Raw genomic sequence first — 12186 nt, 5'->3', positions numbered from 1 at the left:
TGCCATCTCTTCTGTGTGCCCACTTTCGGCCCGGTATTTTCTAAGCCCCGCCAAAGGGGGATCCCTGCCCCCTCCCGGCTACTCACGTGCAGTTCTCTACTTTCTGTTTGAGTGAGCGTATCATACACGTGAGTGCCGGGTTTCCCCCTTTTGGCGGGACCAAGAAAATGTGCGGGCCTGCCGTTCACGGCACACAGAAGAGACGGCAAACTCTGATAGATGCAGTTCCACTTATCCTTCCACGCGCTGCGTGGAAACCGCTTTGGATGCTCTGGTGTCCATAAAAGACCGCGGGAGAGGTCGAAAAAGCTCCCACGCAGAGCGAGGGAGCCATAATATTCATGACAAATTTTTCAGTTTTGGCGCGCCAAAACTGAAAAATTTCTACAGCTCCGAAGGCAGGGCCTTGAGCTGGGCATAGGTAAACACCGGTCCATCGACGCAGACATAATGGGTGCCGATATTGCAGCGGCCGCATAGACCAACCCCGCACTTCATCCGCTTTTCCAGGGTGGTGATGATCTGTTCGTCCTCAAAGCCCAGATCCTTGAGCCCCTTGAGCACAAACTTGATCATGATTGGCGGCCCGCAGGTGATGGCCACTTTGTTCTTTGGGCTCGGCGCCTCTTCGGTCAGCACAGCGGGGACAAACCCCACCCGACCGTCCCAGTCGGGGAACTCCCGGTCCACGGTGAGCACCAGGTTCGCCCCCTGGGACTGCCACTGATCAAACTCGTATGTATAGCACAGATCCTGCGGCGACCTGGCCCCATAGATCACAGTGATGTCCCCGAACTCGTCCCGTTTGTCGAGCATGGTCAGCATCAGGGTCCGCAAAGGAGCCATCCCGATTCCGCCTCCGACAATAAGGATGTCCTTGCCCTTCATGGACTCGATGGGGAAGGAATTGCCCAGGGGAGCCCGGACTCCGATCTGGTCCCCCTCCTGCAGGGAATGCAGACGGGTGGTCACCTCACCCACCTGCATGGCGCTGAACTGCAAATGTTCCGTCCTGGTCGGGGGGGAGTTGATGACAAAGGTGGACTCGCCCACTCCAAAAACCGAGAGCTGGCCCACTTGACCGGGTTTGAATGAAAACTCCTCCATCCGCGACTGGTCGTTAAGAACCACCCGGAATGTCTTAATATTCGGGGTCTCCTGAATAATCTCCTTGATGGTCGCTATATCAGGCAGATACGGATTGTTCATCAGCTGTCTCCTTGGCGCGCAGGATGATTTCCCGGATATCCACTGCCATTGGGCAATGCTTGATGCACCGTCCGCAGCCGCAACAGGCGAACACTCCCCCGTGCAGCTCCGGATAGTAACTGAACTTGTGCCCCACTCTGTTCCGAAGACGGTGAGCTTTGGTCATCCGCGGATTGTGCCCGCTGCCTTCCAGGGTAAAGAGATAGGACATGCAGTTGTCCCAGGTCCGTATCCGCTTGCCGGACAATCCATAGGATTCGTCGGTGATGTTGAAGCAATAGCAGGTGGGGCACAAGTAGGTACAGGCCCCGCAGCTGATGCATTTGGCCGATACATCGTTCCAGAAATCCAGGTTGTCGAAGATCTGCAGCAGGCTGGCCGGAACGCCGGAAAGATCCGGCGCTTCCCCCAGCTCCTCCATGACCCGGTCCTGAACAGCCTGGGCCTCTTTTTCCTGGTCAGAAGATGCCTTCTGCCCCCCGGCCTGCTCCAAAAGCTGTTCACCCTTCTCGGTTACCGCGTGGGCCACGTAACCGTCCTGCACCGGGTGGAGCACCACGTCCGATCCTTCGCTGTCCGCCGGATGGCTGCCCACCCAATGGCAGAAGCAGGTATGCTCCGCTGTGTCGCAGGCAATGGTGATAAATGCTGTATTGTCCCGCCTGGCCTTATAGTAGGGATCCGTGATTGCATCGGTGGCAAAAACCCGGTCGTAAATCACAAATCCTCGTGTGCCGCAGGGTCGGGCCCCAAAAACCACCACCTTGTCCTCAGGCAGGTCTTCCTTGAGGTCAACAGACTGGGTCTCCGGGTGCTCCGGATCCTTGTAATACCGATACCGCAACAGGGTCTCGGTCTGGGGAAACACCGCTTCCTTGGGCGGAGCAGTGGCCTGGGCCTTAAGGATTATTTCCCTTTCGGAATCGTAGGCCTCGAACTTCACTGTTCCGTCCACATCGGTCGGAACCAGCACCCGTGCGGCGTCGCGCAATGTGTCCAGCCAGGTGGGGATATCGTCATGGGTCAAAAAGGTCTTTGCCGCCATTACCATCCTCTCTCGTTGATATTGGCCTCTTCAACCTTGAAGGTCAGCAGCGGAGGGACTGCTTCCGGATCCACACCTGCTTCATAGTCAAAGAGGTCCTTGATCTCCCGGTTCAGCTTCTGACGCAGGCTCAAGATGGGAATGTCCATGGGGCAGGCCCGCTCGCATTCCCCGCATTCCGTACACCTTCCGGCCAGATGCATGACATGGATGAGCTGGAACATCCATTTTTGCTGCACATCCGTCTCCTGGCTCAGCCAATGCGGATCCCGGGTATCCGCGATGCAGTGATCGCGGCAGACGCACATGGGGCATGCGTTCCGGCAGGCATAGCAGCGGATGCAGCGATCCATGTGGTATTGCCAGTAGTCGAACCGCTGCTCAAGGGACATGGCCTCCAAGGCCTCCAGGGCCGGAGACTCACCCTGCCCGCAGGGACCGGCCTTTTCTTCCTGACCAAATACATGATCGGCAATAACCGGCATTGCGTAGGGATTGGTCCGGCACTTGGGCAAAAGCACATCCGCAAGTGCCAGGGACGATGACCCTTGTTTTGTGCTTATCCGGATGTGTCCGCCGTCGAAGGTCACCTCGGTAATCCGGCCCGGAGAGTCAATCTCCTTGCGCACCTTGGACACATCCACCGCTCCGGAGCAGGGCAGTCCGAAAATGACCAGATTTTCCCGGGTGATCAGGTTTTCCTGAAGCAGCTCGACAATCGTCCGGCTGTCGCATCCCTTAACCAGGATTCCGACTTTTTTGTCCTTCATGCCAGGCAAGAACGTGGCCAGATTCTGGGCACAGAGAGGATTGTAGATCAGCTGATCCACATCCTGTTCGGTGCGCATGAAATGCGGCGTGGCCTGAAGAGGATCAAACCCCTGCTTCCATCCGATGACCCAATCCAGGTTTGGAAGCTCATCCTTTATCTTCGTCTTCAGCTCTTCGAGCATGCTCAATATGCCTCCTCAAATATGGCTCTTCGACACCGGATGGCTCTGCCTCCAGCATCCTATCCCCGCCGGCCCGAATACTTTTACCCGGCCTCTGCCATCCTGGCCGCGGTCTCGGGGCTAAGGCCCACTTTTGGGGCTGGACCGAGTTCATGGATTTGATCCGTGAACTTGGTGACCACTGTCTGCCAGCGTTGGCCCTCCGAGGCCGAAACCCAGGTGTATTCAAACCTGCGCTGATCAAATCCCAGAAGCGGCAAAAGCCTTTTGGCCAGCTCCAGCCTCCGCCGGGCGTAGAAATTGCCTTCGGAATAATGGCAGTCCCTGGGGTGACACCCGGAAACCAGGACCCCGTCCGCACCGGTGAAAAGGGATTTAAACATGAACAGGGGATCCATTCGTCCGGTACACGGCAAGCGGACAATCCGCAAATCCGTCGGCTGGCTGAGACGGGCTACGCCTGCAGTGTCCGCCCCGCCGTAAGAGCACCAGTTGCACAAGAATCCTATGATTCGAAGCTCTCTTCCATCATGGGCTGACATAGCGCGTTGACCTCCGCAAGGATCTGATTGTCTGTAAAGTGCTGCAGTTGAATAGCTTTTTGGGGACAGGTCACAGAACACAGCCCGCAGCCCTGACAGATGGTCTCGATAACCTCGGCTTTGGGATTTCCGCCTCTGTCCTGTATCTCTTGAATGGCCCCGAATGGACAGGTGGAAATGCATTTGCCGCAGCCCACGCACCGGGCCTGATTCACCTGAGCCACTTGAGGATCCGATTCAAGCTGATCCCTGGAAAACAGGGCCAGGATCTTGGAGGCGGCGGCCGACCCCTGGCCGACAGAGGAAGGGATGTCCTTGGGCCCCTGGCAGCACCCGGCCAGATATATGCCGGCGGTATTGGTCTCAACCGGCTTGAGCTTGGGATGACTCTCCATGTAGAAGCCGTAGGCGTCATAGGAGATGCGCAAGGTCTCGGCCAGCTCCCCGGCCCCAGACGAGCATTCCGCACCCACTGCCAGGACCACCAGGTCGGCTTCGACCTCCACCTGGGTGCCCATCAGGGTGTCCACGCCCCGAACGATCAGGGAGTCTCCGTGGGGATAGATCTGGGAAACCCGGCCCCGGATATACCTGGCTCCGTATTCTTCCATGGCCCGGCGGGTGAATTCGTCGTATTGCTTGCCCGGGGCCCTGATGTCCATGTAAAAGACATACGACTGCGAGTCCGGCAGGTGGTCTTTGGTCAATATGGTCTGCTTGGCGGTGTACATGCAGCAAAAGCCGGAACAATAGGGCCGGTCCACAGATTTGTCCCTGGAACCCACGCACTGGACAAAGACCACGTTCTGAGGCTCCTTGCCGTCCGAAGGCCTCTTGATGTGTCCGCTCGTGGGGCCGGATGCGTTGAGCAGGCGCTCATACTGCATGGAGGTGATGACGTCCTTGTAGCGGCCGCCGCCGTACTCCGTGTACTTGGAGTGATCAAACAGGTCATAGCCGGTGGCCACGACAATGGCCCCCACCTTTTCGCTGACCACCTCGTCCTGCATGTCGTAGTTTATGGCCTTCGTGGGGCAGACCTTCTCACACACCCCGCACTTGCCCTTGATGAACTGCCGGCAGTAGTCGGGATTGATGGCCGCCCGCTTGGGGATGGCCTGAGGAAAGGGGATGTTGATGGCCGTGGTCGGCGCGATGCCCTCATTGAAGGCGTCATATGATTTCTTGCTCGGGCATTTTTCCATGCACAACCCGCAGCCAGTGCACTTGTCCCAGTCCACATAGGTTGCCTTTTTACGCACCGAGACCTCGAAGTTCCCCACATATCCGCCAACTTCCTCCACCTCTGAGTAGGCGTACAGGGTGATGTTCGGATGCATGGACACATCGACCATCTTCGGCCCCAGGATGCAGGAGGAACAGTCCACCGTGGGAAACGTCTTGTCCAGCTTGGCCATCTTGCCGCCGATGCTGGTGGTCTTTTCCACCAGAATCACTTCCAGCCCGCCTTCGGCGCAATCCAGGGCGGCCTGGATCCCGGCCACTCCACCGCCGATAACCATGACCCGCTTATTGATATCAAAGGTCTTGGGAAACAGGGCCCGGTCCTGGCGGAGCTTTTCCACAGCCATGTGCACCAGATCCGCTGCCTTGGCTGTATTCGCCTCTTGGTCCTTGCTGACCCAGGAGACATGCTCCCGGATATTGGCCATTTCGAACTTGTAGCGGTTCAGACCGCCCCGTTCCACGGCCCGCCGAAAGGTGGGCTCATGCATCCGGGGGGTGCAGGAAGCGACCACCACGCCGTCCAGATTGTAGTCCTGAATGGCCTGCACGATACCCTCCTGCCCCGGCTCGGAACAGGCGTACAAGGTATCCGTGGAATACACCACATCCGGGAAGGACTTGGCTCGCTCCGCCACCTGAGCCACATCCACCGTACCGGCGATATTGCTTCCGCAATGACATATAAATACGCCGAGTCGCATCGAGTCCTACTCCTCATGTTGAGATCTCAGCCCACGCTCCGGGCTGATCCGTACCTCGGTTTCCGGCCCCAGCCTTAGACAGCTGCGGCTTCCGGCTCCTGAATCTTGTGTAGAACCTTCCATGGCTTGACCACCAGCTTTTTGAGCAAAAGATGGTCAGGATCCAGGCCCAGGGCCACCCCCGCAAGCTGGGTGTAATAAAAAACCGGCAGATTGAATGTTTCCTTTAAGTGGGCATTGATCTGGGATTGGCGCAGATCAAGATTCATCTGGCACAACGGACAGGCAGTGACCACAGCATCCGCTCCCATGTCCCGGGCCAGGCCGAGCAGCTTTCCGGACAAATGCACCACGACATCTTTTCTGGCCACTCCAAACGAACCGCCGCAACACTCGACCTTCAGAGGGAAATCCAGGACGTCTGCGCCCAGGGCCTGTAAGATCCGGTCCATGGACACAGGGTTTTCCGGATCGTCAAAATCCATGACCTCCGGAGGACGATTCATCAGGCATCCGTAATAAGGGGCGACCTTTATGCCTTTTAAGGGCTTGCGCACCCTCTCCGCGATCTTGTCCATCCCCACATCCTGGACCAGGGCCTGGAGCACGGACTTGGTGGTCAGCGAGTTGGCGCATGGATGATCCAAGAGGGCGTTCACTTCTTTTTTGAAATCATCTTTCTCCATCCGATGCCCGGCAACCTTCAAGTTTGTCAGGCAGCTCGGACATGGAGTGAGCACGGACTGCACCCCCATGGACTCGGCCAGGGCCAGATTGCGGGCCGACAATGCGGCGGACAGGACGTGATCGACGGTATGGGCCGGAGTTGATCCGCAACAGCTCCAATCGGGAATATCCTTGAGGGTCATGCCCAGGGCCGAGCAAACAGCCCGGGTTGATCGCTCATAATCCAAGGAGGTGCTCAAGCCCGAACACCCGGGGTAATATGCATAGGTCAACTCTGAGCTCATTTTCTTTCATCTCCCAGAAATCGGTTGATGATCTTGGACACCTGCTCTTTGCCCTGAATATTATGGGCCCGGGTGGCCATTTTGCCTCTGGCCAGGACCTTGGGTCCGAGTTCGACATCAGTCCAGAAGCGGCCGGTCCGGGCGACAAAACGCATGACGGTCCCGAGCTCAAAGACCCGTCCATGCTTCTGCACAGAATGCAGGAAGCTGTCATTGAACTGCTTGACCCGCTTTTCGGTCACATACCCTTCCCGCCTGGCCATATGCCGCAGGACATCCATGATTCTGGCTACATCAATATTGTTCGGGCAGCGAGTAGTGCAGGATTCACAGGTTGCGCACAGCCAGATGGAATGAGAGCCGAGTATCGTCTCCTTCTGTCCGGCTTGAAGAAGGCGCATTATCCGATGCACCGGGATGTCATAGACAAAGTTGTTCGGGCATCCGGCAGTACAGTTTCCGCACTGATAGCACAAGTACGGGTCCTGCTCGCTCTCCCGGGCGACCTGATCTATAAACCCGGAATTTATGCTGGAATCCAGGCGTATACATTCCATACTCACCACACTTTGCTAAATATTTTCACTAGAATGCCTGTCATCTCAATGTGTAAGAGTAGATGAGCAATACTGTCCTGCGAATCACTTGTCAAGTGGGCGTGTGTGTTTGTGCGCTCCCTTGTAAGGGTCAAGCGTTAACACATGTTGTAAACCCTTTATAAACATCGAGGTTTTATTTCCTTCCCGCCTGGGATGGATTCCTGCATCCCGGGCTATTTCTACGGCACATCTTTTGCTTGTGGCAGATTTCAACATCAAATATCCAGGCTGCGGGACTTGTCCCGGAGGAAAAGAATTGACCGCAGACCGGTCCTGGCATACGCTTATGGTAGCCCTTGTGGAGCATGGATTGAATAGGAAATCGGGCTCTTCGACACAGAAAGTGGAATTGCATACATAAGAGATGGCAAACTCCAAAAAACCACAGGCTACGTCGAAGAACCGGAAATCGTCTAGGAGGGGGAATGCGCATTGTGACTCAAACCATGGAGCATGCACGGTTATGGATCCTGTTGCTGGGGATTTGCTGTGCAGCATGGATCATCCTTTCCGGAAGTGCCCCCGGGTGGGCGGCTGTCCAGTCCGAATCCGACCCGGACTACGGAGCGGCTGAAGCCAGAAAAGCGTCCAAGCAGGCTGAACACTGGATTACAGCCGAGCATTCCACGTTCGAGGTCCTGCAGCAGGACTTCGCCTCCGGGCCGGAGGTTACAAAAGCCTGCCTTTCCTGCCACAACGAAGCCGGTGAACAGGTTCAGAACACAATCCATTGGACCTGGATCTGTCCAGCCGATCCGAATGAAATAATGGGCAAAAACGGCCTGACCATGAACAATTTCTGAATGTTCATCCAGAGCAACGAGGCTCGTTGCACTTCCTGTCACGCCGGCTACGGCTGGAAGGACAAGTCCTTTGATTTTTCGTCTGAGCAGAACATAGATTGTCTTGTCTGCCACGAACAAACCGGGACATATGAAAAGTTCCCCACAGGCGCCGGTCACCCGGTTGATGAACCCCGAGAATTCGGAGGAAAGATGTATTATCCCCCGGACTGGAATGCTGCCGCCCAATCCGTCAGCCTGCCGGACCGGGAAAACTGCGGGGCCTGCCACTTCTACGGGGGCGGAGGGGACGGAGTGAAGCATGGGGATCTGGATTCTTCACTTCTCAATCCCAGCCGGGAGCTGGACGTGCACATGTCTCCTGAAGGCGGAGACTTCCAGTGCGTTCGCTGCCACACCACCGTCGGCCACCGCATCGCGGGCCGCTGCTACAAGATTCCGGCCTTTGAAGAGCGCACCAGCCTGATCGAAGACGACCAGGTCCACCGTATCTCATGCGTTTCCTGCCATACCACAACCCCACATAAGAGCGGGCACAAAGCCAACGACCACACTGACCGGGTGGCCTGTCAGACCTGCCATATCCCCTCTTTTGCCCGCGAGAACCCGACCAAGATGTGGTGGGACTGGTCCACTGCCGGACGGCTGAACGAGAAGGGCAAGCCGGTTGTGGAGAAGGGCCCCTATGGAAAAGCAGTATATCACGGGAAAAAAGGATCCTTCCGCTGGGCCAAGGATGTCCCTCCGGACTATGCCTGGTTCAATGGGCGGATGGAATACCATTTGATCACAGATACAATAGACCCCGACCAGGAACCGCTGGAGATCAACCATCCTTTAGGCGGGAAGGACGATCCCAGGTCTCTGATCTATCCTTTTAAGATCCACAGGGGTAAACAGCCGTACGACACCGAGCTGAACACCCTGGTCAATGTGCACCTGTTTGGATCCAAGGAATCCGACGCATATTGGAAAAACTTCCATTGGCCTTCAGCGATCCAGGCCGGGATGGACTACATGGACCTGGAGTTCAGCGGGGAATACGATTTCATCGAAACCAAATACTATTTTCCGATCACCCACATGGTGGCCCCACAGGAAGACTCCCTCAGCTGCGGGTCCTGCCATGCCCCAAACGGGAGAATGAGCGCACTGGGCGGGTTCTACATGCCCGGCCGGGACGCAAGCGGGCTGCTGGACATCGTTGGCTGGCTGGTTGTTGCTGGTTCTGTCCTTGGGGTGGGGATTCATGCCCTGGTCCGGATAATCAGCGCCCGCATGCGCACTTAGGCTTTGCAACTGGAACGTCCATACTTATTCAGCGCACGATGCGTGCCCACTTCTGCTCAGGAGGATCCGATGCAGACAGGCCAGACCATATATCTGTATACCCGCTTTGAACGCTTTTGGCATTGGGCCCAGGCCCTGTTGATCATCGCCTTGCTGCTAACCGGGTTTGAAATCCATTCCGTATACACCCTGATGGGCTTTGAATCCGCGTACACTGTGCACAATATGTGCGCCTGGGCATGGCTGGTTCTGTATATCTTCATCATCTTTTGGATGCTGACCACATCAGAATGGAAGCAATATATCCCGACCTTCAAAAAGCTGTTTCAGGTCGTCTGGTACTACGCGGTAGGCATCTTCCAGGGCAAGCCGCATCCGGTGCCCAAGACCAAGGGAGCCAAGCACAATCCTTTGCAGCGGTTGACCTACCTGGGCATCGTCACTGTCCTGGTCCCTTTTCAGATCATTACCGGCTTTTTGTACTATTACTACAATCTCTGGCCGGATCTCGGGCTGAGCTGGCGGCTGTCCACGGTCGCCTACCTGCACACGGCAGGTGGATTCGCCTTCCTGGCCTTCCTCATCGTGCATACCTATATGACCACCACCGGGCACACGGCTTTCGCCCACATCAAGGCCATGTTCACCGGCGAGGAGGAGGTCACGGAGGTGGATACAGTGCAGGACTGGGAAGTCAAGCAGCACTGATGGGCACACCCCAGAACTCCCTGGCATTTGCCAAAAAGACCTTGTGCCAGGCCCGGTTGCTTTCGGGAAGCCCCTGTCGGACTCCATCCAGAAAGGGCTGGGACAGGTCTTTGGCCCCATCGCTGTTCACAATCAGCCGGTCTTCAATCCGCGGCTCGCGGTCAAGCATGGCTTGGACCTCATCTATCCCGGACTTGCCCGGCTGCAGAGTCATGCCCAGCATATATCCCGCATCCCGGGCCAGGGGCAGAGTCGAGGCGTCCAGATGGTCCAGGAGAAAAGCGTCCTTGAGCGCCGGATAGGAACTCAGAGTGCGGATTATGAGCCTGGTTATGTCCAGCTTGTTCTGCCTGGGGGTATGGAGCCCGATCTTTTTCCCCTGCGGAAGATGGCGGCATGCAAGATCCAGCTGCCGATTCAGAACGGCTCCTTCCAGTGCACAGCCTGTTTCCAGGCCGAGCTCTCCAAGCCCCCGGCATCCGGGCTGATTGAGATGCCGGACCATGGCTTGTTCCAACTCCGCGGGCAGGGCCGTGTCCGCGCTCAGATCCTTTGGGATGCACCGGGGATGAATCCCCACCAGATAGGCGCAGGGCAGGCCGCGCCCGGTAAGGTCCGCACATACACCGGCCAGATGATCCCAATAGCCCGGATAATCCCGCCAGGTATCGATTGCGTGGGCATAGGACCAGGAGATGCCCCCCAGCCCCAGCCTTTGATATGCCGGCACAAAGCCCGGCACTTGGGACATGAGAATGTCTGCGTGGAAATGGGCGTCGAGAGCTTTAAGCCCTGTGCTGAACATCGTCATCCTCTTCAGTCTCACGGTTTGCGCCTTGCGAGGCCAGGGTCCAGGAGATCCACAGGCCCATGACAGCCAGGAACCCGGCCCCGAGATAGAACACGGCCGACAGGCTAAAGTACTCGGCTATCCAGCCCATTGTCAAAGAACTCAGAAAATTGGCTGACGTGATGGTAAAAAAGCGGACCCCCATGGCCAGCCCGGATCCGCTGACATCGGAGATCATGACCATGGACAGGGGCTGGGAAAGACCGAAGCCGAGCCCGAAGAGGGCCAGGAAAAAGGACAGAGAAACGGACGAATCAAGAAGGGGCAGGGTTCCCGCGCCAACGATAATGCAGGACAAGGTTCCAATCAGCACATTCAGCCTGCTGGTCCTGCCCAGGATCCGGCCTACCCCAACCCGGATCACGGTCATGGCCAGGGCGAAACAGGAAAGCAGCACCCCTATCTGACCTTCGGAGATGCCTTTCTGCTGAAGCAGAAGAGGGAGGAAGGATCCCCTGAGGCTCACGACCACGATCACGCTGAAGGTGAAAAACAACGTGCATACCAGATGCGTGTTCCGCAGCAGGGCCATTATCTGCCGTCCACCGCCACTGCTTCTCCGGGTCTGTCCCCGGAATATATCCGGTCCCAGGCAGGCCACAGAGACTGCACCCACCATGGAAAGCCCCAGGGCAGCCCAGAAAGCTCCGCTATAGCCGGCCCAGGAAAAGACAACACCTCCCAGGGCCGGTCCCAGGGTCTGGCCTACGGCCGAAACCAGGGTGATGATCCCGAACCGCCTTTCCCGAAAGCGGTTTTCCCGGAGGGAGCCGATATGGGTCTGGGTGGCCACCACCAGGAGCAAGAAGCCCAGTCCGCCGATAACCTGGGCCAGCATCACGATCCACAGGGAGGTTGCAACCAAAAGCAGGACGGCATAGAGCACATTGCACACCGCACCGGCGGCCAGCATGGTTTGCAAGCCGAACCGTTCCATCAGGCTGCCCAGGGGGATGGCCAGGACCATGGCCAGGATGTGGAAGCAGGCCACAACCACACCGACCATGGACTCCCCGGCCCCAAGGGACTGGACGTACAAAGGGATCAGGGGAAAGATCATCCCGTGTCGCAGAAAATGAATGCCGAAACCGAGAATGAGAAAAAACATACCTCGCACCTGAAAACAGTACTGCCGAGCTTTCCATATGCCCTCGATTTGCCATTTTAATCATTCTGATTATTATTGGGGGCAGGAGAATCGGCTTTGCATCAGCCGGGATCGGGCACAGGGTAATGACAGGTGAGCCTGCTCCCGGCCGGATCAGAC

11 protein-coding genes are annotated in these 12186 nt (G+C 57.0%); 2 read left to right on the top strand and 9 right to left on the bottom strand.

The features are described from left to right. Nucleotides 1-384: 384 nt before the first annotated feature. The 7 genes from N902_RS0115450 to N902_RS0115420 all read right to left on the bottom strand — a co-directional run bounded on the left by N902_RS0115450 (nucleotide 385) and on the right by N902_RS0115420 (nucleotide 7226). Nucleotides 385-1209, bottom strand: coding sequence for an FAD/NAD(P)-binding protein (locus tag N902_RS0115450; protein WP_027371629.1), 825 nt, complete (start codon nucleotides 1207-1209; stop codon nucleotides 385-387). Beyond that, the gene (locus tag N902_RS0115445; RefSeq protein ID WP_027371628.1) at nucleotides 1187-2254 is read right to left on the bottom strand and encodes a 4Fe-4S dicluster domain-containing protein; all 1068 of its coding nucleotides are present in this window, start codon (nucleotides 2252-2254) and stop codon (nucleotides 1187-1189) included. Before N902_RS0115445 ends, N902_RS0115450 begins: the two co-directional genes overlap by 23 nt. Beyond that, nucleotides 2254-3213 (bottom strand): 4Fe-4S dicluster domain-containing protein, encoded by a 960-nt coding sequence (locus tag N902_RS0115440; protein WP_027371627.1) that lies wholly within the window; start codon nucleotides 3211-3213, stop codon nucleotides 2254-2256. The genes N902_RS0115445 and N902_RS0115440 overlap by 1 nt, the downstream gene beginning before the upstream one ends. A 77-nt stretch (nucleotides 3214-3290) precedes the next feature. Continuing rightward, a complete protein-coding gene (locus tag N902_RS0115435; protein WP_027371626.1) occupies nucleotides 3291-3749 on the bottom strand; it encodes a hydrogenase iron-sulfur subunit in 459 nt (152 codons plus the stop codon). Further along, nucleotides 3713-5698, bottom strand: coding sequence for a CoB--CoM heterodisulfide reductase iron-sulfur subunit A family protein (locus tag N902_RS0115430; protein WP_027371625.1), 1986 nt, complete (start codon nucleotides 5696-5698; stop codon nucleotides 3713-3715). The genes N902_RS0115435 and N902_RS0115430 overlap by 37 nt, the downstream gene beginning before the upstream one ends. A 74-nt stretch (nucleotides 5699-5772) precedes the next feature. Further along, a complete protein-coding gene (locus N902_RS0115425; protein ID WP_027371624.1) occupies nucleotides 5773-6669 on the bottom strand; it encodes a CoB--CoM heterodisulfide reductase iron-sulfur subunit B family protein in 897 nt (298 codons plus the stop codon). Continuing rightward, the gene (locus tag N902_RS0115420) at nucleotides 6666-7226 is read right to left on the bottom strand and encodes a 4Fe-4S dicluster domain-containing protein (protein ID WP_027371623.1); all 561 of its coding nucleotides are present in this window, start codon (nucleotides 7224-7226) and stop codon (nucleotides 6666-6668) included. The genes N902_RS0115425 and N902_RS0115420 overlap by 4 nt, the downstream gene beginning before the upstream one ends. 488 nt (nucleotides 7227-7714) lie before the next feature. On the opposite strand from N902_RS0115420, the gene N902_RS18395 reads away from it, so the two are divergent. Further along, nucleotides 7715-9361: a tetrathionate reductase family octaheme c-type cytochrome gene (locus tag N902_RS18395; protein WP_153304267.1), complete on the top strand. Its 1647-nt coding sequence runs from the start codon at nucleotides 7715-7717 to the stop codon at nucleotides 9359-9361. 69 nt (nucleotides 9362-9430) lie between these two features. Further along, a complete protein-coding gene (locus tag N902_RS0115410) occupies nucleotides 9431-10069 on the top strand; it encodes a cytochrome b/b6 domain-containing protein (RefSeq protein ID WP_027371622.1) in 639 nt (212 codons plus the stop codon). Here the strand turns inward: N902_RS0115410 and N902_RS18985 are convergent. Together N902_RS18985 and N902_RS0115400 are read right to left on the bottom strand one after the other, a co-directional pair. Next, the gene (locus tag N902_RS18985; protein WP_153304260.1) at nucleotides 10056-10820 is read right to left on the bottom strand and encodes a hypothetical protein; all 765 of its coding nucleotides are present in this window, start codon (nucleotides 10818-10820) and stop codon (nucleotides 10056-10058) included. The genes N902_RS0115410 and N902_RS18985 overlap by 14 nt on opposite strands. Nucleotides 10821-10854: 34 nt before the next feature. After that, the gene (locus N902_RS0115400; protein WP_027371621.1) at nucleotides 10855-12027 is read right to left on the bottom strand and encodes an MFS transporter; all 1173 of its coding nucleotides are present in this window, start codon (nucleotides 12025-12027) and stop codon (nucleotides 10855-10857) included. Nucleotides 12028-12186 lie beyond the last annotated feature (159 nt).

Source organism: Desulfovermiculus halophilus DSM 18834, assembly GCF_000620765.1.
Lineage (GTDB): Bacteria > Desulfobacterota > Desulfovibrionia > Desulfovibrionales > Desulfothermaceae > Desulfovermiculus > Desulfovermiculus halophilus.
The sequence above is the reverse complement of the archived record's forward strand: the minus strand, read 5'-3'. Positions and strand labels throughout refer to the sequence as shown.